The sequence below is a fragment of the Dyella solisilvae genome (assembly GCF_003351225.1).
GTDB lineage: Bacteria > Pseudomonadota > Gammaproteobacteria > Xanthomonadales > Rhodanobacteraceae > Dyella > Dyella solisilvae.
Window position 1 is genome coordinate 165,697 of the sequence record NZ_QQSY01000004.1, and the last position, 23,685, is coordinate 189,381.

Annotated in this window: 26 protein-coding genes; 13 read left to right on the forward strand and 13 right to left on the reverse strand. The window is 66.5% G+C overall.

Features of this window, described 5'->3' with window-relative positions:
* From lptA to DVT68_RS15350, 4 genes are all read right to left on the reverse strand, one after another.
* Positions 1-630 carry a lipopolysaccharide transport periplasmic protein LptA gene (gene lptA / locus DVT68_RS15335; RefSeq protein ID WP_114825978.1) on the reverse strand — a complete coding sequence of 210 codons (630 nt, stop codon included), beginning with the start codon at positions 628-630 and terminating at the stop codon, positions 1-3.
* The gene (gene lptC / locus DVT68_RS15340) at positions 587-1,189 is read right to left on the reverse strand and encodes an LPS export ABC transporter periplasmic protein LptC (RefSeq protein ID WP_114825979.1); all 603 of its coding nucleotides are present in this window, start codon (positions 1,187-1,189) and stop codon (positions 587-589) included. The genes lptA and lptC overlap by 44 nt, the downstream gene beginning before the upstream one ends.
* A complete protein-coding gene (locus tag DVT68_RS15345; RefSeq protein ID WP_114825980.1) occupies positions 1,186-1,725 on the reverse strand; it encodes a KdsC family phosphatase in 540 nt (179 codons plus the stop codon). The genes lptC and DVT68_RS15345 overlap by 4 nt, the downstream gene beginning before the upstream one ends.
* A gap of 92 nt (positions 1,726-1,817) precedes the next feature.
* Complete coding sequence (locus DVT68_RS15350; protein WP_114825981.1) at positions 1,818-2,828, reverse strand: KpsF/GutQ family sugar-phosphate isomerase; 1,011 nt, start codon at positions 2,826-2,828, stop codon at positions 1,818-1,820.
* 254 nt (positions 2,829-3,082) lie between these two features.
* Here DVT68_RS15350 and DVT68_RS15355 point away from each other — a divergent pair, with 254 nt between their 5' ends.
* Together DVT68_RS15355 and murA are read left to right on the forward strand one after the other, a co-directional pair.
* Positions 3,083-3,322, forward strand: a complete 240-nt coding sequence (locus DVT68_RS15355) for a BolA family protein (RefSeq protein ID WP_114825982.1) — start codon at positions 3,083-3,085, stop codon at positions 3,320-3,322.
* A 45-nt stretch (positions 3,323-3,367) separates the two neighbouring features.
* A complete protein-coding gene (gene murA, locus DVT68_RS15360) occupies positions 3,368-4,627 on the forward strand; it encodes a UDP-N-acetylglucosamine 1-carboxyvinyltransferase (protein ID WP_114825983.1) in 1,260 nt (419 codons plus the stop codon).
* Between the two features lie 126 nt (positions 4,628-4,753).
* Here the strand turns inward: murA and DVT68_RS15365 are convergent, their stop codons facing one another.
* From DVT68_RS15365 to purM, 3 genes are all read right to left on the reverse strand, one after another.
* The gene (locus DVT68_RS15365) at positions 4,754-5,473 is read right to left on the reverse strand and encodes a DUF3108 domain-containing protein (RefSeq protein ID WP_114825984.1); all 720 of its coding nucleotides are present in this window, start codon (positions 5,471-5,473) and stop codon (positions 4,754-4,756) included.
* A gap of 55 nt (positions 5,474-5,528) precedes the next feature.
* A complete protein-coding gene (gene purN / locus DVT68_RS15370; protein WP_114826136.1) occupies positions 5,529-6,194 on the reverse strand; it encodes a phosphoribosylglycinamide formyltransferase in 666 nt (221 codons plus the stop codon).
* Between the two features lie 121 nt (positions 6,195-6,315).
* On the reverse strand, positions 6,316-7,344 hold the full coding sequence (gene purM / locus DVT68_RS15375) for a phosphoribosylformylglycinamidine cyclo-ligase (RefSeq protein WP_114825985.1): 1,029 nt from the start codon (positions 7,342-7,344) through the stop codon (positions 6,316-6,318).
* Positions 7,345-7,507: 163 nt separating this feature from the next.
* Between purM and DVT68_RS15380 the strand changes: the two genes are divergently transcribed.
* The 3 genes from DVT68_RS15380 to hda all read left to right on the forward strand — a co-directional run bounded on the left by DVT68_RS15380 (position 7,508) and on the right by hda (position 10,459).
* Positions 7,508-8,488, forward strand: a complete 981-nt coding sequence (locus DVT68_RS15380; RefSeq protein WP_114825986.1) for a DUF2066 domain-containing protein — start codon at positions 7,508-7,510, stop codon at positions 8,486-8,488.
* Positions 8,489-8,582: 94 nt separating this feature from the next.
* On the forward strand, positions 8,583-9,764 hold the full coding sequence (locus tag DVT68_RS15385) for an AI-2E family transporter (protein WP_114825987.1): 1,182 nt from the start codon (positions 8,583-8,585) through the stop codon (positions 9,762-9,764).
* On the forward strand, positions 9,761-10,459 hold the full coding sequence (gene hda / locus DVT68_RS15390; protein WP_114825988.1) for a DnaA regulatory inactivator Hda: 699 nt from the start codon (positions 9,761-9,763) through the stop codon (positions 10,457-10,459). Before DVT68_RS15385 ends, hda begins: the two co-directional genes overlap by 4 nt.
* Before the next feature lie 89 nt (positions 10,460-10,548).
* Here the strand turns inward: hda and DVT68_RS15395 are convergent, their stop codons facing one another.
* Entirely contained in the window at positions 10,549-11,352 is an 804-nt protein-coding gene (locus DVT68_RS15395) for an inositol monophosphatase family protein (RefSeq protein ID WP_114825989.1), read from the reverse strand.
* A 146-nt stretch (positions 11,353-11,498) separates the two neighbouring features.
* Between DVT68_RS15395 and DVT68_RS15400 the strand changes: the two genes are divergently transcribed.
* Positions 11,499-12,269 (forward strand): RNA methyltransferase, encoded by a 771-nt coding sequence (locus DVT68_RS15400; RefSeq protein WP_114825990.1) that lies wholly within the window; start codon positions 11,499-11,501, stop codon positions 12,267-12,269.
* A gap of 85 nt (positions 12,270-12,354) precedes the next feature.
* Here DVT68_RS15400 and DVT68_RS15405 read toward each other — a convergent pair whose 3' ends face one another.
* Positions 12,355-13,677, reverse strand: coding sequence for a hemolysin family protein (locus DVT68_RS15405; RefSeq protein ID WP_114825991.1), 1,323 nt, complete (start codon positions 13,675-13,677; stop codon positions 12,355-12,357).
* 173 nt (positions 13,678-13,850) lie between these two features.
* Here DVT68_RS15405 and DVT68_RS15410 point away from each other — a divergent pair, with 173 nt between their 5' ends.
* Both DVT68_RS15410 and DVT68_RS15415 read left to right on the forward strand, forming a co-directional pair.
* Positions 13,851-14,480: a DUF47 domain-containing protein gene (locus DVT68_RS15410; RefSeq protein WP_114825992.1), complete on the forward strand. Its 630-nt coding sequence runs from the start codon at positions 13,851-13,853 to the stop codon at positions 14,478-14,480.
* A gap of 78 nt (positions 14,481-14,558) precedes the next feature.
* Positions 14,559-15,680, forward strand: coding sequence for an inorganic phosphate transporter (locus tag DVT68_RS15415; protein WP_199536082.1), 1,122 nt, complete (start codon positions 14,559-14,561; stop codon positions 15,678-15,680).
* A gap of 110 nt (positions 15,681-15,790) precedes the next feature.
* Here DVT68_RS15415 and DVT68_RS15420 read toward each other — a convergent pair whose 3' ends face one another.
* On the reverse strand, positions 15,791-16,195 hold the full coding sequence (locus tag DVT68_RS15420) for a type III secretion system chaperone family protein (protein WP_114825993.1): 405 nt from the start codon (positions 16,193-16,195) through the stop codon (positions 15,791-15,793).
* Positions 16,196-16,271: 76 nt separating this feature from the next.
* Here DVT68_RS15420 and DVT68_RS15425 point away from each other — a divergent pair, with 76 nt between their 5' ends.
* Together DVT68_RS15425 and recQ are read left to right on the forward strand one after the other, a co-directional pair.
* Positions 16,272-16,616, forward strand: coding sequence for an MGMT family protein (locus tag DVT68_RS15425; protein WP_114826138.1), 345 nt, complete (start codon positions 16,272-16,274; stop codon positions 16,614-16,616).
* Positions 16,617-16,682: 66 nt separating this feature from the next.
* Complete coding sequence (gene recQ / locus DVT68_RS15430) at positions 16,683-18,497, forward strand: DNA helicase RecQ (RefSeq protein WP_114825994.1); 1,815 nt, start codon at positions 16,683-16,685, stop codon at positions 18,495-18,497.
* Between the two features lie 174 nt (positions 18,498-18,671).
* Here the strand turns inward: recQ and DVT68_RS15435 are convergent, their stop codons facing one another.
* A complete protein-coding gene (locus DVT68_RS15435) occupies positions 18,672-18,962 on the reverse strand; it encodes a hypothetical protein (protein WP_233523507.1) in 291 nt (96 codons plus the stop codon).
* Between the two features lie 202 nt (positions 18,963-19,164).
* The gene (locus DVT68_RS15440; protein WP_114825995.1) at positions 19,165-20,832 is read right to left on the reverse strand and encodes a M28 family metallopeptidase; all 1,668 of its coding nucleotides are present in this window, start codon (positions 20,830-20,832) and stop codon (positions 19,165-19,167) included.
* Positions 20,833-21,113: 281 nt separating this feature from the next.
* On the opposite strand from DVT68_RS15440, the gene DVT68_RS15445 reads away from it, so the two are divergent.
* Positions 21,114-21,512: an HU family DNA-binding protein gene (locus tag DVT68_RS15445; RefSeq protein ID WP_114825996.1), complete on the forward strand. Its 399-nt coding sequence runs from the start codon at positions 21,114-21,116 to the stop codon at positions 21,510-21,512.
* A 122-nt stretch (positions 21,513-21,634) separates the two neighbouring features.
* Here the strand turns inward: DVT68_RS15445 and DVT68_RS15450 are convergent, their stop codons facing one another.
* Positions 21,635-22,057 (reverse strand): PepSY domain-containing protein, encoded by a 423-nt coding sequence (locus tag DVT68_RS15450; RefSeq protein WP_233523508.1) that lies wholly within the window; start codon positions 22,055-22,057, stop codon positions 21,635-21,637.
* Between the two features lie 706 nt (positions 22,058-22,763).
* Here DVT68_RS15450 and DVT68_RS20475 point away from each other — a divergent pair.
* Positions 22,764-22,934, forward strand: coding sequence for a hypothetical protein (locus tag DVT68_RS20475; RefSeq protein ID WP_158543518.1), 171 nt, complete (start codon positions 22,764-22,766; stop codon positions 22,932-22,934).
* Positions 22,935-22,976: 42 nt separating this feature from the next.
* Positions 22,977-23,435, forward strand: coding sequence for a phasin family protein (locus DVT68_RS15460; RefSeq protein ID WP_114826140.1), 459 nt, complete (start codon positions 22,977-22,979; stop codon positions 23,433-23,435).
* Positions 23,436-23,685: the final 250 nt, after the last annotated feature.

Sequence of the window (23,685 nt, forward strand, 5' to 3'; positions counted from 1 at the left end):
TCACTTGCCCTCGGGCTTGCCGGCCGGCGGGGTCGCCGGAGGCGTGGCGGGCGTGGCGGGCGTGGCGGGCTTGGCGGCGGCTGCCGGCGCGCCCGGTTTGGGCTTGGGCAGGATCACGCCGTGCACCAGTCCTTCGCCGCCGGCTTCGCCGGTGATCAGGCTGGTGTCGGTGTTGTAGGTGAGCTTGTCGCCGTGGAATTCACCGCGACCCTGCTGGCGCACCACGGCATTGGTGATCAGCACCGCGATGCCGTTGATGTTGTCGTAGTCCAGCGTCAGGGCGTCGCCCTGCATCAGGTTGTTGTTCTCGTCGAGCTGCTGGATATGGGCCGGGTTGCCGGTGACCACCACGCGGGCAATCTGCTGGTCGGCATCGAGGTAGATCTTGGCGAGGTCGCCGGTCAGCACCATGGTGCCCTGCACGACCTTCACATTGCCCTTGAGCGTGCTGATGGTGTTGGGTGCATTGAACGCCTCGGTGTACTTGGCGTCGTAAGTCATGGGCTGGTCGCGGTCCGACTTCTTCGCCAGCGCCAGGGACGGCAGCAGGGCGATCAGGCCCAGTGCGAGGAGGCCGACAGAAAGCTTAGGACTTGTTTTTGCGCGGCGGGTAGGTGCCGTGGCTTTCATCGAGCAGCTCCAGGTGATTGGTGTTGAGGTTGGCACGCATGCCCACCCCGCTAAGTTTACTGTCGCCCTGCACCATGTGGGCCGCGGCGGCCGTTTCCATCCGGTTCTCCTTCGGCCAGGCGGTCACGTCGGAGGTGTGCATCTCCGTCTCCGGGGTATCGCCGAAGGCGGCGCGATGCATGAACACCGGCCCTTGCAGCTTGAGCAGGGTGCCGCTCTTGTCGACCCAGGCATACAGCGAGTTGCCCAGCCAGGGCGGCACGCCCTCCCGGTTGGAGGGCAGCTCGAAGTTGGGCGTGTTGATGTACAGCGACTCGTCGTTCTCGCGTCGCTCCAGGTGGGGGGCGACCATCTGGAAGCTGGGCTGGCCGTCTTCGTTGAAGGACCACAGCTTGAAGTTGGTCAGGGTATAGCCGGAGCGAGGCGGGCCAACGAATTCGCTGACCTTGGGGGCGGGCGCCAGCCACCAGTACAGCATCTGGGCTGCGCCGGTCGCCAGGCCAACCAGGACAATCGCCACCGGCAGGCCCCGGTCGCGGAAGTAGGTGCGCAAACTCACTGCCAGCGCCCCCGTTCGGCTTCGGTCTTGCCCTGGGCGTGCAGGATCATGTCGGCGATCTCGCGGGCGGCGCCCAGGCCACCGGACAGCCGGGTACGCCAATGGGCCTTCTCGGCCACCCAGGGATGGGCGTTGGCCACCGCGACAGACAGGCCGGCCACCCGCATCGGCGGGAGGTCCGGCAGGTCGTCGCCGACGAACGCCACCTGCTCGGGTGTCAGCGACAGCGCTTCCAGCAGTTGTTCGAGGCAGGCGCGCTTGTCGCCTTGGCCCTGGTAGACGTGGGCGATATCCAGCTCCTCGGCGCGCAGCGCCACCGGGTGGCTGATGCGGGCGGACATGATCGCCACCTGCACGCTGTTGGCCATCAGCAGCTTCAGGCCCAGGCCATCGTGCACGTGGAACACCTTGGTCTCATGGCCGTCCTCGGCGTACCACAGGCGGCCATCGGTCAGCGTGCCGTCCACGTCGAACACGACGAGGCGGATCTTGGCGGCACGGGCGAGTACGTCAGCGGGGATGTCTGCCAGATACATGGGGACGGTCGGTAAGGGGGCGGGGGCAGTACGTCAAACGCCGGGCGGACCCGACGGTGGACGCACTCATGGTTAACAGCAGAACCTTTCGATCAGACCACGCGCGCGCGGAGCAGGTCGTGAATGTTCAGGGCGCCCACCACGCGGTGCTCGTCGTCGACGACCAGCAAGGCGTGGATCTGGTGCTTCTCCATCAGCTGGGCGGCCTCGATGGCCAGCTTGTCGGCGCCGATGGTCTTGGGGCCACGGGTCATCAGTTCGGCCACGGTGGCGCCGCGCAGGTCCACGCCGTCGTCGTCCAGCGCGCGGCGCAGGTCACCGTCGGTGAAGACGCCGAGCAGGCGCCGGTTGGTGTCGATCACCGCGGTCATGCCCAGGTGCTTGCGGGTCATCTCCATCAGCGCCTGGGTCAGCGTGGCGTTCGGCGGCACCGCCGGGATGCCTTCGCCGGTATGCATGATGTCGCTGATGTGCAGCAACAGGCGGCGCCCCAGGCTGCCGGCAGGGTGCGAACGGGCGAAGTCTTCCGAGGTGAAGCCACGGGCCTCGAGCAGGGCGATCGCCAGCGCATCACCGACGACCAGCGCCGCCGTGGTGCTGGCGGTGGGGGCTAGGCCCAGCGGACAGGCTTCGGCCGCAATGCTGGCGTCCAGGTGCACGTTGGCCTGGTCGGCCAGCGAGGAATACGCATTGCCGGTGATGGCGATCAGCGGAATGCCCTGGCGCTTGATCACCGGCAGGATGAACAGCACTTCGTCGGTCTCGCCGGAGTTGGACAGGGCCAGCACCACGTCCTGCGGCAAGATCATGCCCAGGTCGCCGTGGCTGGCCTCGCCCGGATGCACGAAGAAGGCCGGGGTGCCGGTGGAGGCCAGGGTCGCGGCGATCTTGCGCGCCACATGGCCGGACTTGCCCATGCCGGTCACCACCACGCGCCCGGCGCAGCCCATGATCAGGCGGCAAGCCTCGACGAACTCCGGGCCAACGCGAGGCTCCAGCGCACGGATGGCGGCCGCCTCGGTGGCGATCACGGTGCGCGCGCTTTGCACGATGGCGTCGGCGTCAAGCGTGTGCTGACTGGCTGGGGCGACGTGGGCGTTCATGCGTCCTCGAAAGTTGGCGCCGGAATTCCGTCATAACCCTGAAGGGTCATTGGGGTGATGGAAATGTCCGTTAAATCATTAAGTTGTGCAGAAAACCGACCGGGGAGCCAGGGTCTCCGCGAACCCGTGTCGTTTCTGCGACAGAGGTTTTCCATTAACATGGCATATTCGCATTTTAACGTCATAGTCGGTGCCATTGGGTCCGGTTGCATTCCGGATCGCTGCACTGACCACTCCCTGTTACTGGAATAACCATGGACTCTGCCACCATCCAGGCAATGATCGAACAGGGCCTGCCCGGTGCGCAGGCCTCCGTGAACGGTGAAGACGGCGTGCACTTCGAGGCTGAAGTGGTGGCCGAACAGTTCGCGGGCAAGCTGCCGCTGGCGCGGCATCGCCTGGTTTACGCCACGCTCGGGGATCTCATGGGTGGTGCGATCCACGCGCTCGCCCTGAAAACCCTCACCCCGCAGGAGGCCGCGGCGCGCCGTTGAGGGCTGCGCGGCGACTCCCAAGCACGACTTTCGCAAGGACTTTTGATGGCCAAGATCCTCATCAGTGGCGGCGAGCCGCTCCACGGTGAAGTAGGCATTTCCGGCGCCAAGAACGCCGTGTTGCCGATCCTCGCTTCCTGCCTGCTGGCCGACGAGCCGGTGGCGATCAGCAACGTGCCCCACCTGCACGACGTCACCACCTTCATCGAGCTGTTGGGCCAGATGGGCACCCAGCTGGTGCTGGACGACCGCATGAAGATGCACGTCGACCCGCGCTCCACCGACAAGTACTTCGCCCCCTATGACCTGGTGCGCACGATGCGCGCCTCGATCCTGGTGCTGGGCCCTCTGGTGGCCCGCTTCGGCGAGGCCGAGGTGTCTCTGCCTGGCGGCTGCGCGATCGGTTCGCGTCCGGTCGACCAGCACATCCGTGGCCTGCAGGCGCTGGGCGCCGACGTGGTCGTGGAGAACGGCTACATCAAGGCACGCGCCAAGCGCCTGAAGGGCGCACACATCGCGATGGACATGGTTACCGTCACCGGTACCGAGAACATCATGATGGCCGCCGCGCTGGCGCAGGGCACCACCATCATCGAGAACGCCGCGCAGGAGCCGGAAGTGGTCGATCTGGCGCACTGCCTGATCGCCATGGGCGCGCAGATCGAGGGCGCCGGCACCTCCACGCTCACCATCCACGGTGTGGAGCGCCTGCACGGCGCCGAATACGAAGTGCTGCCGGATCGCATCGAGACCGGCACGTTCCTGGTCGGCGCCGCAATGACCGGCGGCAAGGTGCGCGCCCGCAACGCGCGCGCCGACACGCTGGACGCCGTGCTGTGCAAGCTGGAAGAGGCCGGCGCCCAGATCTCCACCGGCGCCGACTGGATCGAGCTGGACATGCGCGGTCGCCGCCCGAAGGCGGTGAACATCACCACCGCGCCGTACCCGGCGTTTCCCACCGACATGCAGGCGCAGTTCACCGCGCTCAACTGCGTGGCCGAAGGCGTTGGCGTGATCACCGAGACGGTGTTCGAGAACCGCTTCATGCACGCGCTGGAGCTGCAGCGCCTGGGCGCGGACATCCGCCTGGAAGGCAACACTGCCATCATCAAGGGCGTGGAGAAGATGAGCGGCGCCCCGATCATGGCCACCGACCTGCGCGCCTCCGCCTGCCTGGTGCTGGCCGGCCTGGTGGCCCAGGGCGACACCGTGGTCGATCGCGTGTACCACATCGATCGCGGCTACGAGAACATCGAGGAAAAGCTCGGTACGCTCGGCGCGAAGATTCGTCGCCTGCCGTCGTGAGGCAGGAGTGAGTCAAGAGGAGCGAGAAGTGAGAGTGGTTTGCCACCGCTTCTCGCTTCTGGCTACCCACGGTTCACTTGAAGCAGGGGCGAGAGTGGCTCTCTCTCACTCCTCACTTCCATTCACTCACTTCTCGCTCTTGTAACTCACCAGCTGCAATTCCAGGTTGCCGCCGTCGCTCTGCGCCAGCTTCACCGGCACCGGGTATTTCTGCGGCGCGTACCAGGCGTTGAACGCGCTCTCGTTGTCACTACGCACCACGCGCTCGGTCTGGAAGCTGCCGGCCGGCACCTTCACCGCGTCCTTCCCGGTGACCTTGAATTCCTGGGTTTCCACGTTGCGCTTCACCGCGACCGGCAGGGCCACGGCCTGCTTGCCCGAGCGCAGCGCCAAGCCGATGGCGTAGGGGGCCGTGTTGCGGTCCACCAGGCCGGGGGTGCTGGCATAGGTCATCGGGCCCTTGCCCTCGTCCACGGTGACCTGGCCGGTGCCCCAGTTCACCTCGGTGTGGCGCTGCTTGGTCTTGAAGCCGGCGTCCATGCTGTAGTGGTAGCTGACGGTTTCCGGCGCGTCATTGTTCCAGCGGAACTTGGTGGTCTCCGCCGAATTGGCGCCCAGCGCGGCGGCGATGCCCGCGGTGCCCTTGGTCTGGTTGCTGTACACCCACTGGCCGTTGCCCGCGGACTTGAGCGTGATCACCGCTTCACCGATCACCTGTCCGCCCTGCGATACCTGGTAGGTCGCGGTAAACGGCGTCGGCGCGGGGGCGGCGGCGAAAGCGGCCGTCGTGGAAAGGACCAGCACAAGGCCGGCGGCGAGCGTACGGAGGGAGTTTGAAGCGGTCATGGGGACCGCAGTCTACGTGTTCATCCTGAACGAGCCGTAGAGGCGCGTGCGGCGCTCAGTCAACCAAATGACCGTCGCGCAGTTGCAGCGGCTGCTGGCGCGGCAGGCCGTCGAGCGCGACCCCGTCCGGCGGCGACAGCGCCAGCCGCCCATCGGCGATCAGTTGCAGCACGGCCGGCAGCAACTGGTGCTCGTGGCCGAGCAGACGTTCGGCGAGCGAGTGCTCGTCGTCTCCTGGCTGAATGGCAAGACGGGCCTGCGCGATCACCGGGCCACCATCCAGTTCGGCGGTCACGTAGTGCACGCTGGCGCCATGCTCGGCGTCGCCCGCTTCCAGCGCGCGGCGGTGGGTGTGCAGGCCGCGATACTTGGGCAGCAGGGAAGGGTGGATGTTGATGATGCGACCCACCCAAGGCCTGAGCGCTTCACCATCGATGATGCGCATGAAGCCCGCCAGCACCAGCAACTGGGCGCCGCTGGCATCGAGACGGTGGAGCAGTTCGAAGTCGAACTCGCGGCGGCTGGCGTAGGCCTTGGGGTCCAGCGTGAAGGTCGGGATGCCGGCGTCGCGAGCGAGCTGCAGCGCGCCGGCGCTGGCCTTGTCGCTGCCAACCAGCACGAAGTCGACCGGCAGCCGGCCAGCATCGCGTGCGGCGATCAGGGCCTGCAGGTTGCTGCCGCGCCCGGAGGCAAGCACGGCGACGCGAAGACGGCTGGACATGTCGGTGGAAATCTCGTCATCCCGGCGCAGGCCGAGATCCAGTGGCGAACCGTTGGAAGCGCCCGACGGCGCCACCGTCACCCCTTCCATCAGGGCCGGAGCGACGGCGGCAAGCGGGGTTTCAGCCGATGTGGACGCGCTCGTCGCCCTGCGCCGGCACGATCTCGCCGATCACCGAGCTGGCCAGGCCGTGCTTGGCCAAGAGAGTCGAGGCGGCGCTGACGGCGTCACGCGGCAGGATCACGGTGAAGCCCACGCCGCAGTTGAAGGTGCGCCACATTTCCTCGCGCGCCACGTTGCCTTCGCGCATCAGCCACTCGAACACGGGCGGCAGCACGATGGCGGAGGCTTGCAACTGGATGCCCAGGCCATCGGGCACCACGCGGATGATGTTTTCCTTGAGGCCGCCGCCGGTGATGTGGGCCATGCCGTGCACCGGCTGGCTCTTCATGAGCTCCAGCATCGGCTTCACGTAGATGGTGGTCGGCGCCATCAGCGCGTCGGCCAGCTTCACGCCGCCGACGTCGAGGTCCAGCGGGTTGCCGGCGCGCTCGAGGATCTTGCGGATCAGCGAGTAGCCATTGGAGTGCGGGCCGGAGGAGGCCACGCCCAGGATCACGTCGCCAGCCACGATGGCGTCGCCGCTGAGCAGCTGCGACTTTTCCACCGCGCCCACGGTGAAGCCACCCAGGTCGTATTCGCCCGGCGGATACATGTCCGGCATTTCAGCCGTCTCGCCGCCGATCAGCGCGCAACCGGCCAGCTCGCAGCCCTTGGCGATGCCGCCGACCACGGCCACGGTGGTGTCCACGTCCAGCTTGCCGGTGGCGAAGTAGTCGAGGAAGAACAGCGGCTCGGCGCCCTGCACCAGCACGTCGTTGACGCACATGCCGACGAGGTCGATGCCGATGGTGTCGTGGCGGCCCAGCTGCTGGGCCAGCTTGAGCTTGGTGCCCACGCCGTCGGTGCCCGAGACCAGCACCGGCTCCTTGTACTTGCCAGACAGGTCGAACAGGCCGCCGAAGCCGCCCAGGCCACCCATCACTTCGGGACGGGAAGTGCGCTTGACCAGCGGCTTGATGCGTTCGACCACGGCATTGCCTGCGTCGATATCGACGCCAGCGGCGCGGTAGGTGAGGGCGTCGGACATGGGGGCAACCCGGCGTGGAGAAACGCCGGATTGTAGCAGCCCCGGCGCGCGCCTGCCTGAGCGCGCGCCGGGGCAGTCAGGCGCCGAAAGGCGGAGCGGTTCGATGGACGCTGGGGGCCGGATTGGGCAGACTTCCAGCGTTTCCCTCCGGATATCGCTCTCCATGCGTCTGTCCCGCCTGCTGCTCGTCTGTTTCATGCTGGGGCTTGCCCCGCTGTTGTCCGTGCACGCGCAGGGACAGGTTTCGCCGTACACGGTGGTGGTGTCGGTGGCCGACACCAGCGACGCCGCCCGCGATAGCGCCTTCGCCGACGCCCTGGCTCAGGTGCTGGCGCGCACGGCAGGCGGCCAGGACCTGAGCAGCAAGCCGGGCTACGGCGACGCCCTCAAAGACGCCGCGGGCATCGTGCAGCAGTTCCAGTACCAGCGCGCCGCGACCGGGCTCAGCCTGCAGGTGACCTTCGACCAGGCCGCGGTGCAGCGCACCGTGGCCCAGCTGGGCGTGTCGGCGTCCGGCCCGCGCCCGCCGGTGCTGCTGCTGGTGCGCGACGAGGACGGCAGCGTGCTCACCCGCGACGCTTTGGCCACGCTGACCCAGGCAGTAACGGCGCGTGGCTTCAGCACCGTGCTGGCCGATCCGGGCAAGACCGGGGATACCCCGAACCTGACCAGCGCCGAGCCGGACCAGCTGGCCGCGTTGTCCCGCCAGTACAAGACCGGCCTGATCCTGCTTGGCCAGATGCACGGCAACGCCGCCGACTGGGTGCTCGTGTCCGGTGGCCCGCAGCAGCGCTGGAGTTCCACGGGCGCCAATGCGGCGGCGGTGCTGACCGACGCCGGCAACGGTCTGGCCGACCGCCTTGGCAAACAGCTGAATGTGATCGGCTCGGCCACCGTGGACGGCAAGCTGTGGGTGTCGCAACTCAATTCGGCGACCGATTTCGCCAACCTGCTGGGCTTGCTGCGCGCCGACCCCAACGTGCGCCAGGTCACCGCCCTCAGTGCGCAGGGCGACGGCATGCTGTTCGCCGTCAAGGCAAGCCTGCCGATGGACGCGCTGGCCAACAGCCTCGCCGCCGGCGGCCGCCTGCTGCGGGGCGAGGCGCACACCGAGGCGGACGCCAGCCTGCGCTGGGTTCACTGAGCCACGCACAAGCGAGTTCGTGACGGGGCTGCCGTGCTGGCAGAGGGCCCGTCGCATCGGTCACACTGACCCATCCGCCCGATGAGCCACCTCGATGACTCATGACACCTCCCGCCGCTGGCAGATGTTCGCGATCACCGCGGGCATCCTTTATGTGTTCTGGCTGATGGCGCCGGTGCTGATGCCGTTCGCGTTCGCGGCGATGCTGGCCTACCTGGGCAACCCCATGACCGACCGCCTGCAGCGCGTGGGCATGGGCCGCACGCTCGCGGTGAGCATCGTGTTCATCGTGCTCCTGCTGATGGCGGTCGGCGCGCTGCTGCTGCTGATCCCGCTGATTTCGCGCCAGATCGACAACCTGGTGCAGAACCTTCCGGACTATGTGGACTGGACGCGCAACACCGCCTTGCCATGGCTGCAGGCCAAGCTGCACCTGGACCCCAGGGCCTTCGACACCGATCAGCTGATGGAGCAGATCAAGTCCCACCTGGGCTCGATCAGTGGCGCCGCCTCCACCCTGCTGGGCAAGCTGTCCCGTTCCAGCCTCGGCGTGATCGCCTGGCTGACCAACCTCGTGCTGATCCCGGTGGTGGCGTTCTACCTGCTGCGCGACTGGTATCGGCTGGTGGCCTGGATCGACGGGATTCTCCCGCGCTCGATCGAGCCCACCATTGCCCATCTGGCCCGCGAAGCCGACAGCGTGCTGGGCGCCTTCGTACGCGGCCAGCTGGCGGTGATGCTGGCGCTGGGTCTGTTCTATGGAGGCTCCCTGACCCTGATGGGATTGTCGGTGGGCCCGCTGATCGGTATGGTCGCCGGCCTGCTCAGCTTCGTGCCCTATCTCGGCTTCATCGTCGGCTTTGGCGCGGCGCTGGTCGCTGCGCTGGTGCAATTCGGGGACTGGAACCACCTGCTGATCGTCGTGGGCATTTTCACGGCCGGTCAGCTGCTGGAAGGTTACGTGCTGGTGCCGCGGCTGGTGGGTGAGAAGATCGGGCTCCATCCGGTGGCGGTGATCTTCGCGGTGCTGGCGGGCGGCTACCTGTTCGGGTTCCTGGGCGTCCTGCTGGCGTTGCCGGCGGCCTCGGTGATCCTGGTGCTGTTGCGCTACCTCACCGAGCGCTACCGTCAGAGCGATTTGTACACGCAGCAGGGCGCCGGCGACCCGGTGCTCGCCGAGGTGGATGTGGTGGTCGACGTGGTGCATGGCGCAGTGGACGCCAACCCCATCGTCGGGCGCCAGGACGACAAGAAGGACGCAGTACCCCCTACATGATTCCGCAGTTGCCGCTCGCCTTGCGCTGGCCGCGTCGCCAGCGCTTCGAACATTTCCACCCCGGCGCCAACGCCGCTGCGCTCGCCGCCGTCGAGCAGCTGGCGCATGCGCCGGGCATGCCCTGGCTGTACCTGGCGGGCGCCGCCGGCAGCGGCAAGAGCCATCTGCTGATGGCGGCCTGCCAGGCGGCGATCGCCGGTGGCCGCACGGTGCAGTACCTGCCCCTGGCGAGCCTGCGCGACAAGGCCGCGGCGATTCGTGGTGTGGCCGGCAGCGAATTCCTGGCGCTGGACGATCTAGGCGCGATTGCCGGCGATCGCGACGCCGAGCATGCCCTGTTCGATGTGTACAACCGCGCCAAGGCCGAGGGCGCGGCCCTGCTGTTCGCCGCCGAGGCGCTGCCTTCGCAGCTGGGCCTGGGCCTGCCCGACCTGCGCTCGCGCCTGGGCGCCTGCCAGCAGGCTCTGCTCAAGCCATTGGACGACGCCGAACGCCGCGCGGTGCTGCGCCAGCAGGCCGCATCGCGTGGCATCGAGCTGGATGACACGGTGCTGGACTGGCTGTTCAACCGCTACGCGCGCGACCTCGGCGCCCTGTTGGACCTGCTGGATCGCCTGGACCAGGCCTCGCTGGCGGCGCAACGGCGCATTACCGTGCCGTTTCTGCGCGGGCTGCTGCGTGAAAAGCAGGAGTGAGTTGAAAGGAGTGAGAAGTGAGAGAAGGGCTCGGGCGCGCGAGCGCTTGCTCTCTCTCACTTCTCACTCCTGTTCACTCATTTCTCGCTCTACGCCATCAGCAGGCGCGGCGTGGCGTTGGCGCTGATCGCGTCCGTCATGGCCTGGGCCACGTGCAGGTTGCCGGCGATGATGTTGCCGCTTTCCGGGATGCCGTCGCGGCCGGCGAAGTCGCAATAGCGGCCGCCCGCTTCACGCACCAGCAGGGCGCCGGCGGCCATGTCCCAGGGCTTCAGGCCGATCTCGAAGAAGCCGTCGTAGCGACCGGCGGCAGTGTAGGCGAGGTCCAGCGCGGCCGAGCCGGAGCGGCGGATGTCCTCGGCCTGGCCGAGCAGGGCGCGGGTCATGGCCAGCTGGGCATCCAGGTGCGAGCGCTGGCGGTACGGGAAGCCGGTGCCGATCATCGCGCCGCCCAGGTTCTCGCGCTTGCTGACGCGGATGCGGCGGTCGTTGAGGTAGGCGCCATCGCCCTTGCTGGCGGTGAACAGCTCGTCGCGCAGCGGATCGAACACCACGGCATAGACCGGCTCGCCCTTGTCGAGCAGGGCGATGGACACGCAGAAATGCGGGATGCCGCGCAGGTAGTTGTGGGTGCCATCGAGCGGGTCGATCACCCACACCAGCGGACCCTTGCCCGTGGCGCCGCTTTCCTCGGCGAGGAAGGCGTGCGTGGGGTAGGCGCGCTTGAGTTCCTTGACGATCTCGGCTTCGGCCAGGCGGTCGACTTCCGAGGCGAAGTCCATGCGTTGCTTCTCGACGACATTGAGTCCGTCGATCCGGTTCATGTAGCGCAGGATGATGTTTCCTGCGGAGCGCGCGGCGCGCACCGCGACGTTGACGGCGGGTCTGGGCATGGCTTCGGCTTTCAAAAGAGCGGGGTTTCGGCGGGAAAGTCTAGCAGACATGGCGCCCGTCTTCAGGTTCGCCGGGCCGGCCCGTTTGACAGGACGGCCGCCAATTTCCAAGCTTTGCCCCCGTTTGCCCGAGTTTTTCACCCCCAATGACCGCTGAATCGGACCTCGCCGCCCGCATCCGCTACGTGCTGGTGCGCACCTCGCACCCCGGCAATATCGGCAGCGCTGCCCGGGCGATCCGCACCATGGGCTTCGACAAGATGGCCCTGGTCGCCCCGCACAAGTTCCCGGACCGTGAGGCTTCGGCCCTGGCCGCCGGCGCGGACGACGTGCTGGAAAACGCCACTGTCAGCGAGGGTCTGGTCGACGCCCTGGCCGGGACCAGCCTGGCGCTGGGCCTGTCGGCACGCCGCCGCGGGGTAGATCTGGAGGAGATCACCCCCCGCGAGGCGGCCAGCCGCGCACTGGCCGCGGCCGGCCGCGGCGAGCAGGTGGCCCTGGTGTTCGGCAACGAGCGCACCGGCCTGGAGAACGAGGAGCTGGCGCGCTGCCATGCGATGGTGCGCATCCCCAGTGTGGACGACTTCAGTTCGCTCAACCTGTCGCAGGCGGTGCAGGTGATGGCCTACGAACTGCGCGTGGCCTCACTGGGTAAGGTCGCCGCGCCCGTGCGGACCGACGCCGAGCCACCGGCCGACGCGGCGCGAATGGAGCGCTTCTTCGAGCACCTTTCGCAAATGCTCGATGACATCGATTTCCACAAGGGGCGCGCGCCGACTACGATCATGCTGCGCCTGCGCAAGCTGTTCCAGCGCGCCCAGCCCGACGAGCGCGAGTTGCGCGTGATGCATGGCATCTTCGCCGACGCGCAGCGCATGGCGGCCATCGCCAACGACAAGCTCAAGAGCGGGAAGTGAGTTAACAGGAGCGAGAAGTGAGAGTGAACGCCCGCGCTCTTGGGCACTTCTCTCACTTCTCCCCACTCACTCCCGCTGCAAAGGCCTAAAAGCCGTCTTCCTCTACGTCGATGTGCGACTGGCGGGCGATCAGCAGCTTGTCGATGCGCGCGCCGTCCAGGTCCACGACCTCCACCCGGAAGCCCTTCCATTCGAAGGTCTCGCCGGTTTGCGGGATATGTCCCAGCGCCGCCATCACCATGCCCGCGGCGGTGCGGTATTCGTGTTCTTCCTCGCCGGGCAGGGCGTCGACCTGCAGCAGTTCGCGCAGGTCGTCAGTGGAGAGCGAGCCATCGACCAGCCAGCTGCCGTCCTCGCGTTGCACCACCAGCTGGGTTTCCTCCGGACCACTGCCGCCCAGCTGAGTGGCGCCGACGATCGCGGCCAGCAGGTCGTTCAGGGTGACCAGGCCCACGATGTCGCCGTATTCGTCCACCACCAGCGCGAGCTGGGTGTCGGCGTCGCGGAACTCTTCCAGCAGGTCGAGCGCGCGGGCGGTGGCGGGCACGTAAAGCGGCTTGGCCAGCTGGCCGAACACGTTCGGCTTGCCTTCGGCGAAACCGCGCAGCAAGCGCTTGACCTCGACCACGCCGAGGATGTCGCTCTCGTCGCCGCGGAACACCGGATAGCGCGAATAGGGCGTGCTGCGCAGGATCTCGGTGTTTTCCTCGGTGCTGGCGGCCGCATCCAGCCACACGATGCGCGTGCGCGGCGACATCACGCTGTCCACGGTGCGGTCGCCCAGGCGCAGCACGCGGTTGACCATGTTGTGTTCGTCGCGATCGAGCACGCCGTGTTCGGCGCTTTCGGCCACCAGTAGGCGGATTTCCTCTTCCGTCGCCACGTCGCTGCCGCGCTGGCGCACGTTGAGCACGCGCAGCAGCATGCTGCTGGAGAAGTTGAGCAACCACACGAAAGGCGCGGCGATGCGCGAAAGCACCATCATCGGCATGGCCACGTAGCCGGCGATGACCTCCGGCGCCGCCAGGGCCAGCCGCTTGGGCACCAGTTCGCCGACCACGATTTGGATGAAGGAGATCAGGGCAAATCCCAGCACCAGCCCGATGACGCGCGCGTACGGCTCCATCCAGGCCGCCCGACCACCGTGGATGGCGTTGGCGATGTGGATGCCCACTGCATCGCCGGCCAGGGCGCCGGTCACCAGGATCACCAGGGTCATGCCGACCTGAACGGTGGACAGGAAGCGCTCCGGCGCTTCGGCGTTGCGCAGGGCGGTGCGGGCGCGCCGGCTGGTGCGGGCCATGTTCTTCAGGCGGGTCTTGCGCGAGGCGACCAGGGCCATCTCGGACAAAGCAAAGAAGCCGTTGAACAGCGAAAGGACGATGACGATCGCAAAGTCGGTCAGCATGGCGGCCGCTTGCGGGGGAGGTCGCGTGGGTACATGAGACGCAGTGTAAGGCCTATGGCGGGTAGGGGGACCAAGGAGCTGCGGCAGGCTGTCCACGCCCCGTGATGCGGCGCCACACGGGCGTCCTGTAACATATCCGTCATTTCAGCCCCCGCACCCCAGGCAATAACCGCATGTTTTCATTGCAAACGATTTTCGGCAAAGGCGACAAGTTCTACGGCCTGCTCGAGCAGAGCGCCGAGGCGGCGCGCGAGAGCGCCAAGGCACTTCATGAACTGGTGACGGGCAAGGACCACGCCCCGGTGATGGCTGCCTTTGCTTCCGCGCGTGCGCGCGAGAAGGCGCTTGCCGGGCAGATCAGCGAGGAGCTGGTGAACACCTTCGTCACCGCGCTCGACCGCGAGGACATCGAGGCGCTCAATTCGGCGCTGTACAAAATCCCCAAGACCATCGAGAAGTTTGCCGAGCGCTACGAGATTGTCGTTGATCGCATTGCCGACGTGGATTTTGCCGCGCGCGCCCTGGTGCTCGAGCGCGCCACGGCGGTGGTGTCGGAGATGATTGGCGAGCTGCGCCGCGGCCTGCGCATCGATCCGGTGAAGAAGCTGCAGGACCGCATGCAGACCCTGGAGTCGGAGGGCGACCGCATGCTGCTCTCGCCGTACCGCACGCTCTACGTGGAAGGCAACGACGCCATGCGCGCGATGCTCGCCAAGGACTTGTTCGAGCTGCTGGAGAAGGCGATCGACAAGTGCCGCGACGTGGGCAACATCGTCTACTCCATCGTGCTGAAGAATTCCTGAGACCGGCACGATGACCTCCCATTCTATGAGCGGCCCGGCCGCGTTCCGGGCCGCCGTCCTTGTGCGCGAGGTGCGCGCATGAGCATCGGCCTTGCCATTGCCGTCGTGCTCATCGCGCTGGCCTTCACGTACATCAACGGCTTTCACGACACCGCCAACTCCATCGCCACGGTGGTGGCCACCAAGGTGCTCACCCCCGGCCAGGCCGTGCTGATGGCCGCGGTGACCAACCTGATCGGCGCGCTATGGGGCACGGCGGTGGCCAAGACCATCGCCGCCGGACTAATCGACACCCAGGTGATCGCCGCCGGGCCGCAGCTGCTGATCTGCGCGCTGCTGGCGGCGACGGCATGGAATCTCATCACCTGGTGGTTGGGCCTGCCGTCCAGTTCCAGCCACGCGCTCGTCGGCGCCCTGGTGGGCGCGGCGATCGCCGCATCGGCCAACAATTTCGCCGCGGTGATCTGGTGGCATCCCGGCGGGCACTGGTGGCAGGGCAGCGGTGTGGTGCCGAAGGTGATCCTGCCGATGGTGGTGTCACCGTTGGCGGGCTTCATCATCGGCTTCGTGCTGATGGGCTCGCTCTATGCGCTGCTCAGCTGGTTCTCCAGCCGTACCGGGTTCCTGCGTCGGCTGGGCCGCACGCCCTTCGTCAACAGTTTCTTCGGCAAGGCGCAGATCGCCTCGGCCAGCGCCATGGGCCTGGCCCATGGCATGAATGACGCGCAGAAGAGCATGGGCATCATTGCACTGGCCCTGGCTGGCGCCACGGCGACGGGCCAGTTCGAGCATCTGCCGCACTGGCTGGGATTCCTGCGCATCCACGGTTCGGCCGACGGCGGCTTCGATGTGCCCTCGTGGGTCGCGGTGCTGTGCGCGTTGACCATGGCGGCCGGCACCGCTGGCGGTGGCTGGCGCATCATCAAGACGCTGGGCCACAAGATGGTCAAGCTGCACCCGATCAACGGCTTCGCCGCCGAAGGCAGTTCGGCGGCGGTGATCCTCACCGCGTCCGCGTTCGGCATCCCGGTGTCCACCACGCACAACGTGTCGGCCTCGATCATGGGCGTCGGCGCCGCCAAGCGCTGGAACGCGATCCGCTGGTCGGTGGTGGAGCGCATGGTGTGGGCGTGGATTCTCACCCTGCCGGTCACGGCCGTGCTGGCTTACGGCATGGTGCGCTTGTCCGCGATGTTCTGAAACAGGCTTCGCTAGGAGGGCGCCTCGCGCGAATGCTTGCGTCGCGGTGACAACGGCGCCGCGGCGCTCGCGCTCAGTGGATGCGCCTGCGCGCTGCTGGCGGGGCGTTTCTAGAGGGCGTCGCCGCCCGCTGCGACGATGCGCTCCAACTGGTCGCCCAGGGAGCCCAGTTCATCGATCAGCCGCTTCAACTCAGCGGCGTCGAGCAATTCATAGGGGCGGTTCTCGCACAGGTGCAGGTAGGGCGAGCCGTCCAGGTCCGCCACCGCGAGGAAACCCTTGCGCTGCTCCCAGTTGAAGCGCAGGCAGCGGCGCGGGTCCGCGCCGGCGAGTGGACCCACCGGCGTGGAGATTCTCAGGTAGCGATTACCTGCTTCGTCCTCCAGTTCGGCCAGGTAGATGCCCTGGTGGCGATCGTGCGGCAGGGTGAGGTCGAAGCTGATCAAGTAGGGGTCGTTGTGGCGCAGTTCGTGCAGGCTGCCGATGTGGGAGCGCACGGCTTCGAAATGGCGCATGGGTGCGGTCTCCTTGGCAGGCGATTCCAGCCCCGTTACTGTGCCACGACCCGGTGTAAAGAGCCTGTTCAAGATCATGGACCGCGACGAAGCGCGCACCCGAATTTTTGCCGCCATTGCCGCGATTCCGCGTGGTCGCGTGGCCAGCTATGGCGCCATCGCCTCGCGCGCCGGACTGCCGGGGCGCGCCCGTCTGGTGGGGCGGGCATTGGGCGAAGTACCTGAGGGTATGGAACTGCCCTGGTTCCGCGTGCTGCGGTCCAGCGGGCAGATCGCCTTTCCGCCGGGCAGCCGCGGTTTTCGCGAGCAAAGCCGGCGACTGAAGGCCGAAGGCGTGGAGGTGCGCAACGGTCGCGTGCCGCTCGCCACGTTCGGGTTGGACGCCGATCTTGATCGCGCGTTGTGGGGCCTGCCGGGTTAGCCACAACAGGTGAGCGTGGCGTACTTGCGGGCGGCGGTTGCTTGACCCATTTGCTAGCATCTCCCGATGCTTCCTTCGCCCCACGACATTCTTCATAGCGTTTTCGGCTACACCCAGTTCCGCGGCCAGCAACAGGCGATCGTCGAGCAGTTGATCGACGGTGGCGATGCGCTGGTGCTGATGCCTACCGGCGGCGGCAAGTCGCTGTGCTACCAGATTCCGGCCCTGGTGCGTCAAGGCACCGGTATCGTGGTGTCGCCGCTGATCGCGCTGATGCAGGACCAGGTGGATGCCCTGCGCGAGGCGGGCGTGGCTGCGGCCTACCTCAACTCCAGCCTGGGTGCGGAAGAACAGCGCGAGGTGGAGCGGCGGTTGCTGGCCGGTGAGCTCAACCTGCTGTACGTGGCGCCGGAGCGCCTGCTGACACCGCGTTTCCTCAGCCTGCTCGAGCGCACCGAGGTGGCCCTGTTCGCCATCGACGAGGCGCATTGCGTGTCGCAGTGGGGACACGATTTCCGCCCGGAATACCGCGAGCTGATGGTGCTGCACCAGCGCTTTGCTCAGGTGCCGCGCATCGCACTTACAGCCACCGCGGATGAGCGCACCCGCGACGAAATCGTCGAGCGGCTGGCGTTGCAGCAGGCGCGCCAGTTTGTCTCCAGCTTCGATCGCCCCAACATCCGCTATCAGGTGGGCCTGCGCCACAACGCGCGCCGCCAGCTGCTGGATTTCCTGGAGCGGCGCCGTGGCGAAACCGGCATCGTCTACGCGCTGAGTCGCCGCAAGGTGGATGAGACGGCGGCCTGGCTGACCGAAGCGGGCATCGAGGCGCTGCCGTACCACGCCGGACTGGACTCGGCCACGCGCAACGCCCACCAGCGGCGCTTCCTGCGCGAGGACGGCCTGGTGATGGTCGCCACGGTGGCGTTCGGCATGGGCATCGACAAGCCCGACGTGCGCTTCGTCGCTCATCTGGATCTGCCACGCAGCATGGAGGGCTACTACCAGGAAACCGGGCGCGCGGGTCGCGATAGCCTGCCGGCCGATGCCTGGATGATCTATGGCCTGTCCGACGTGGTGACGATGAGCCAGATGATCGCGCAGTCCGAATCGGCCGATGAGCGCAAGCGCATCGAACGCTTGAAGCTGGAGTCACTGCTGGCCTATGCCGAGGCAACGCAATGTCGCCGCGAGCTGTTGCTGGCCGCGTTTGGCGAGACCTTCCACGGCCCGTGCGGGCGCTGCGACAACTGCATCGAGCCGCCAAAGACGTGGGACGCCACGGTGCCGGCGCAGAAGGCGCTGTCGGCGGTGTATCGCAGCGGGCAGCGCTTTGGTTCGGGCCACGTCATCGACATCCTGCGTGGTGATGACAGCACGCGCATGACTGATCTTGGCCATGACCGCCTGTCGACCTTCGGCATCGGCGCGGACATGGACGAGAAGCAATGGCGCTCGGTATTCCGGCAGTTGCTGGCGATGGGCCTGCTGGAGGCGGATGCGGAGGGCTATGGCACGCTGCGTCTCACCAAGACGAGCCGCGACGTGCTGGTGGGCAACCGCGAGGTTCGACTGCGCGAGGATGCTCGCCCCGTACGCGCCTCACGCAAACGACGCGACAGTCAGCTGGTGACCGGTGGCAGCCTTGGCGTGGAAGCCTACGAGCAGCCGCTGTGGGATGAACTGCGCAAGCTGCGCACCCAGCTGGCGAAACAGCATGGGGTGCCGCCATACGTGATCTTCCATGACGCCACGCTTCTGGCGATGTTGCGCGCCTTGCCCTCGAATGAGGATGAGCTGGCGGCAATCAGTGGCGTGGGCGAGGCGAAGCTCAAGCGCTACGGTCGTGACTTCCTCGCAGTGATCAACGCGCACGAGTGAGCGCGCTCTTTTTCCCTCTCCCCATTGGGGAGAGGGGAGGGTGAGGGGCCAATCTTGCGGCAGGCTTAGATCAGTGCGAACTCTGTAGCCACCTCGCCGCGAGCACACACCCCTCACCACCGTAAAGGTGGCAATGCCCCAACCCTCTCCCAAAGGGGAGAGGGAGAAATGCGGTCAACCCGTGAGCTGCCAGCGAGTCCCTTCGCCCGATACACGCGAATGCGCCAGCGCCAGTTCGGGGACATAGCGCCAACGGTCCAGTTCACCAGGCAGTCGTGCCTGGGGGCAGGCGATGCGCGCGGCGATCAGCGCCACTTCCGGCGTGTCGTGGCGGCCGATTTCCTGTTCCTCGCACAACACGCGCCACTGGCGACCGTGGCGGATGATGCGGAACAGGCCGGATTTCGAGGAATAAACGTATTGCGCCAGCATGGAATAGGACAGCGTTCTGCGGGGATGCTGCATAGACTGCCCATCACAGATGACTCCCCGATGATTTCGTCGCGACGGTTGCATGGCTGCCGGCTGGCCCGGGGATGACTGCGATGCTGCAGATTTGTTGCATGCGTCATCAACATAAGCACCGCGTGAAAGCGGGGTTGGCGCGTTGTAAAACAAACGGCCCGCATTGCTGCGGGCCGTTCGGGCGACGAAAACTTCGTCGTATTTACTTGTTGGCGCTGCGCTGCGCGGCGGTGGCGTCGCGGGCTGCGCGGAACTCCGAGTCCTTGCTCCAGTTCGGCCAGGTGTCGGAGTTGGCGAGGTCGTAACCCAGCGTGTAGAGGATCTGCAGGTCACGCGCCATGCCGGTGAACGGCCAGTTGGCCTGCCATTCATCCGACGGCTGGTGGTAGTGCTTGGCCACGTATTCGTCCGCGGCGGCCTTGCCGGCGGCTATGCCGCCGTCCACCCAGTCGTCGCCGGACTCGAACGAGATCGCCGGCACGCCGCGCTTGGCGAAGGAGAAGTGATCGGAGCGGAAGAAGTGGCCCGCTTCCGGCTTCGGATCCGGCGAGTAGGTCAGGCTCCACTTCTTGGCGGTGTCGGTCAGCTCATCGAGCAGGTCGAGCTTGGCGTTGCCGGAGATGCTGAAGTTGCGCGTGGGACCGTGCGGATCCAGCGCATCCATGTTGATGTCGGCCACCGTGGTCGCCAGCGGGTAGAGCGGCTTGGCGGCGTAGTACTCCGAACCCAGCAGGCCCTTTTCTTCCGCGGTGACATTGAGGAACACCACCGAGCGCTCCGGCTTCGGCCCGCTGGTGAAGGCGCGCGCGATCTCGATCAGCGCAGCGGTGCCGGTGGCGTTGTCCACCGCGCCGTTGTAGATCTTGTCGCCCTTCGCGTCAGGCGCGCCCACGCCGAGGTGGTCCCAGTGCGCGCTGTAGATCACCGTCTCGTTCGGGCGCTTGGTACCCTCGATGCGGCCCACGATGTTGTGGGAGACGATCACCTTGGAGTTGATCTTGTAGTCGGCCGTGAAGGTCTCACCCTTCAGCTCCACCGGCTTGAACTCGCGCGTCTGCGCCTGCTTCTTCAGCGCCTCGAAATCCAGGCCGGCGGCCTTGAACAGGTCGACCGCGACGTCGCGCTGGATCCAGGCCTCCACCGGCGTGTGCACGCTGGAAGGATGGTCGCGCACGATGTCGAACTGGGTGTTGGTGTTGGAGTTGGCCACGGTGGCCCAGCCGTAGGAGGCCGGCGCGGTCTCGTGGACGATCAGCATGCCGGCGGCGCCCTGGCGGGCGGCTTCCTCGAACTTGTAGGTCCAGCGGCCGTAGTAGGTCATCGCCTTGCCGCCGAAGTCGCCGACGCCGGTCTCGAAGTCCGGATCGTTGATCAGCACCACGGCGATCTTGCCGTGCAGGTCCACGCCCTTGAAGTCGTCCCAGTTGCGCTCCGGCGCCTTCACGCCATAGCCGATGAAGACCAGCGGCGCATCCTTGATGGCCACCGCCTTGGAACCGTCCAGCGCCGAGCGCACGGCGATTTCCTTGCCCTGGGTGAGGTTCTCGACCTTGCCGTTGACGTTGAACGACAGCTGCGGCGAACCGGCGATATCCGATTGCAGCAGCGGCACTGCCTGGGTCCACTCGCGCTTGCCGCCCTTGAGGTCGCCACCCGGCTGCAGGCCCGCGGCCTTGAACTGGGCGATCATGTATTCGACGGTCTTGGTTTCGCCTTCCGTGGCGGGCCCGCGACCCTCGAAGGCGTCGGAGGACAAGGTCTTGACCTCATCCGACAGCCGGTGGGGATCGATGGTCGGGGCGGTCGGTTCGGCGGCGAAGAGCGCGGCCGATACCGACAGGGACAACAGGGTGAAGGCCAAACGCTTCATGGAAGGCACCTAACGGGGAAACGAGGCTCGATAGTAGAGAGCGTTGCCGGCGCCGGTCCATAGCGTCAATGTGCCGGGGTGGGGGAGAGGTGGTCAAAAAAGCCTCAAAAACAGCCTTCCCGAGGCCGCTTCCGTGACTTTTTTCACCCCAATGCGGCCCAGGATGCAAAAAAACCGCATTTTTTCCGTATTGCAGCTTGGCGAGGCGGGCTGGCATGCCATACATTCCGCATGCCGAGAGGCATCCAAACACCATCATCTTGATGACCACGGGGAAATGTATGGCGAAGGCGCAGAAAGCCGCAGCAAAGAAGAAGGCCGCTCCGAAGGCCGCTCCGAAGACCGCCGCCAAGGCAGTCGTTCAGAAGCCGATCAAGGAAGCACTGAGCAAGTCGGGCCTGGTTGCCCACATCGCTGAAGCCAGCGGCGTGGTTGCCAAGGACGTGCGCGCGGTGCTGGCCTCGCTCGAGGCTGCCGTGACGAACTCGGTGCACAAGAAGGGCGCTGGCCACTTCACCCTGCCGGGCCTGCTGAAGATCACCGCCGTTAGCGTGGCGGCCAAGCCGAAGCGCAAGGGCATCAACCCCTTCACCAAGGAAGAGCAGTGGTTCGCCGCCAAGCCGGCCACGGTGAAGATCAAGGTTCGCCCGCTGAAGAAGCTCAAGGACGCTGCGCTCTAAGCGCAGGGTTCTTCCAGAGCCTCACACGTCAGGTGCGGCGTTCGCGCCGCACCTGACGGATCGGTCGGTGCGGATTTCCCGACTGCCAGGTCCAGGCCTGGGCCATCTACCCATCGCAACGCTCAATGCCTGTCGGTACCGATGATCCTGCCGGTGTCCGGGTCGAGCTGCAGGGCCACGCCTCTCCCCGCCGGATTGTCCGCCCTCGCGGTCCATACGCCGTCCTTGAAGTCCACGTCGTGCACGTGGGTATAGCCTTCGGTCGATAGCTCCGCACGTACGTCCGTTTCGCTCAGTCGCGAAACCTGCTTGTTGGGGAAGACCCGGCCGGTACGCGGATCGACCCGCACGTTCACTTTTTCGCCGTCGGCACTGCGCGCCTTGGCCGTCCATATGCCGTCGTGGAAGGCAATGTCGCGGACCTTGCTGTAGCCCTGCTGCTCGAGTGACGCCTGAATTTGCGGCTGAGTCAGCGCTTCCTGCGCCGCGACCGCGGTGGAGATGCCCAGTGCCGCCGTGAGCGCCAGTGAAGTGATCGCCTTCATGGACATGCCTCCGCGTTGGTGGGGGTCTCCGAGTCTGTTGGTACGTTCCCAACTTGCGGTGAATGACCGCGCCGGTGTGATGGCTTCGCTTCAGCTTGGGAAGCGCATGGGCTGGGCGGCGACGTGTCGTCGGCTGATATCGGAGCGACGCGCAGCCTCCCAAAATTCAGCCGATCGTGCTGGGTGAGGTGAGCGGGTCCGTGTTGCGTGACCGCGGTTCAAGCCCACTAACGGCAGGCCCGCCATTCCCCGCACGCTTCAATCCATCCGCGGAGAAAAGGTGGATCGGACGGCTGAAGCAGCTCATCGACAACGCCACCATGCTCTCGTTCATCCTGATCGGTCGTCCCTGATTCGCGACCGCGATGACGGCGCCATCAGGCCTTTGCGCGTCATGCCGGTGACACCTGCCCAGATCATGCTCGCTCCCGTTTGGTCGATGGGCTTGGTGGCGCCGGTGGCCGCCGGGGTGTGGTTGAGCTTCGTGGCGCCCGGCCTGCTGCAGGCGCCGGTCAAGGGGGGCGATGTTCCTGGTCGGGGCGGCGCTGTGCCTGTTAGCGACCACCACCCAGGTGGCTCAGGGCGGCGGTGGCTCGCAGCATGCCGCGGTTCGCGATGTTGCTGATCCTCACCCCCAATTCCGCTGCAGGTGCTGGTCGGGGGCGCTGCGCCCCGGGAGAGCATGCCGGCGTCGGCGCGGAACCTGATGCCGGCTGCGCCCACGACACATTTTGTTGAACTGGGGCAGTCCATCCTGTACCGCGCCGCCGGATTGTTGGTGGTGCGGAAACAATTCCTGGCGCTGCCGGTCATTGGCAGTGTGTTGTTCAGCTTGTTGTTGAGGCGTTTTCACTCGGCCATTGGCCAGACGGCTTGAAACTTCCATTGCACAGAGGCGCCACCCACTGAGGGCATGAACATGAGCAATCCTGGTGACTTGCCGTTGGCCCTGTACAAGGCCAACACCGAATTCCAGCTGCGGGTGAACAAGCTGGTGATGGAGAACTGGAGGAAGTGGCTGGAGATGTCCACGCGCGCGGTTGATGACGGCATCGCCGAGTCGCAGGCGCGGGTGGAGCAATTGCTCAAGGCCCAGGATTGGGTGGGCTTGGCGACCATTCCGGCCGATACCTTCTGGCGTCAGCTGCAGCAGCGCATGGGTGACGCCAACGTCACCAACCAGATCGCCGCCAACGTGCAGCAGCACTTCGCGCAGGGCCTGCAGGATGCGTTCGAAACCTGGCAGAAGGACACCGCCCGCGCCTTGAGTGGCCTCGGCGAAGGCGCGCTCTCCACAACGCAGTGGAGCGACATGATGGGGCAGTGGGGACACCTGTGGCCGTGGGCCAACAGCAAGGGGCCGACGCAGGGTAAATGAGCCGACGCACGGGCGTCGGCGCCCGACGGACTGATCTGCACACCGCATCGCGTTATGCGCCCTCGGTCCATGTTCAACTGGGGAGCGTTGCCGCGCATGGCGAGGCCAGGGGGTAGCCATGAGTGCGACACGTTCCCGCGAAGGCGAAGTTTCCCCGTCTTGTCACAAAGGTCTAGTTATCTAGGCGGATTGGGAAAGCGGCGCGCCCGGCTGCCATGGCTTGGGTAGGGCGCTTTCGGAAGGTCGAGGC

What these genes read in the sequence shown, in the direction of transcription:
- lptA (WP_114825978.1), bottom strand. Translation starts at nt 630, where the DNA reads ATGAAAGCCACGGCACCTACCCGCCGCGCAAAAACAAGTCCTAAGCTT.
- DVT68_RS15355 (WP_114825982.1), top strand. Translation starts at nt 3,083, where the DNA reads ATGGACTCTGCCACCATCCAGGCAATGATCGAACAGGGCCTGCCCGGT.
- hda (WP_114825988.1), top strand. Translation starts at nt 9,761, where the DNA reads ATGATTCCGCAGTTGCCGCTCGCCTTGCGCTGGCCGCGTCGCCAGCGC.
- DVT68_RS15415 (WP_199536082.1), top strand. Translation starts at nt 14,559, where the DNA reads ATGAGCATCGGCCTTGCCATTGCCGTCGTGCTCATCGCGCTGGCCTTC.
- DVT68_RS15395 (WP_114825989.1), bottom strand. Translation starts at nt 11,352, where the DNA reads ATGCCCAGACCCGCCGTCAACGTCGCGGTGCGCGCCGCGCGCTCCGCA.
- DVT68_RS15400 (WP_114825990.1), top strand. Translation starts at nt 11,499, where the DNA reads ATGACCGCTGAATCGGACCTCGCCGCCCGCATCCGCTACGTGCTGGTG.
- DVT68_RS15380 (WP_114825986.1), top strand. Translation starts at nt 7,508, where the DNA reads ATGCGTCTGTCCCGCCTGCTGCTCGTCTGTTTCATGCTGGGGCTTGCC.
- DVT68_RS15405 (WP_114825991.1), bottom strand. Translation starts at nt 13,677, where the DNA reads ATGCTGACCGACTTTGCGATCGTCATCGTCCTTTCGCTGTTCAACGGC.
- DVT68_RS15435 (WP_233523507.1), bottom strand. Translation starts at nt 18,962, where the DNA reads ATGCAGCATCCCCGCAGAACGCTGTCCTATTCCATGCTGGCGCAATAC.
- DVT68_RS20475 (WP_158543518.1), top strand. Translation starts at nt 22,764, where the DNA reads ATGCCGGCTGCGCCCACGACACATTTTGTTGAACTGGGGCAGTCCATC.
- DVT68_RS15425 (WP_114826138.1), top strand. Translation starts at nt 16,272, where the DNA reads ATGGACCGCGACGAAGCGCGCACCCGAATTTTTGCCGCCATTGCCGCG.
- murA (WP_114825983.1), top strand. Translation starts at nt 3,368, where the DNA reads ATGGCCAAGATCCTCATCAGTGGCGGCGAGCCGCTCCACGGTGAAGTA.
- DVT68_RS15420 (WP_114825993.1), bottom strand. Translation starts at nt 16,195, where the DNA reads ATGCGCCATTTCGAAGCCGTGCGCTCCCACATCGGCAGCCTGCACGAA.
- DVT68_RS15440 (WP_114825995.1), bottom strand. Translation starts at nt 20,832, where the DNA reads ATGAAGCGTTTGGCCTTCACCCTGTTGTCCCTGTCGGTATCGGCCGCG.
- DVT68_RS15350 (WP_114825981.1), bottom strand. Translation starts at nt 2,828, where the DNA reads ATGAACGCCCACGTCGCCCCAGCCAGTCAGCACACGCTTGACGCCGAC.
- DVT68_RS15365 (WP_114825984.1), bottom strand. Translation starts at nt 5,473, where the DNA reads ATGACCGCTTCAAACTCCCTCCGTACGCTCGCCGCCGGCCTTGTGCTG.
- purN (WP_114826136.1), bottom strand. Translation starts at nt 6,194, where the DNA reads ATGTCCAGCCGTCTTCGCGTCGCCGTGCTTGCCTCCGGGCGCGGCAGC.
- DVT68_RS15410 (WP_114825992.1), top strand. Translation starts at nt 13,851, where the DNA reads ATGTTTTCATTGCAAACGATTTTCGGCAAAGGCGACAAGTTCTACGGC.
- DVT68_RS15385 (WP_114825987.1), top strand. Translation starts at nt 8,583, where the DNA reads ATGACTCATGACACCTCCCGCCGCTGGCAGATGTTCGCGATCACCGCG.
- recQ (WP_114825994.1), top strand. Translation starts at nt 16,683, where the DNA reads ATGCTTCCTTCGCCCCACGACATTCTTCATAGCGTTTTCGGCTACACC.
- DVT68_RS15450 (WP_233523508.1), bottom strand. Translation starts at nt 22,057, where the DNA reads ATGAAGGCGATCACTTCACTGGCGCTCACGGCGGCACTGGGCATCTCC.
- purM (WP_114825985.1), bottom strand. Translation starts at nt 7,344, where the DNA reads ATGTCCGACGCCCTCACCTACCGCGCCGCTGGCGTCGATATCGACGCA.
- DVT68_RS15460 (WP_114826140.1), top strand. Translation starts at nt 22,977, where the DNA reads ATGAGCAATCCTGGTGACTTGCCGTTGGCCCTGTACAAGGCCAACACC.
- DVT68_RS15445 (WP_114825996.1), top strand. Translation starts at nt 21,114, where the DNA reads ATGGCGAAGGCGCAGAAAGCCGCAGCAAAGAAGAAGGCCGCTCCGAAG.
- DVT68_RS15345 (WP_114825980.1), bottom strand. Translation starts at nt 1,725, where the DNA reads ATGTATCTGGCAGACATCCCCGCTGACGTACTCGCCCGTGCCGCCAAG.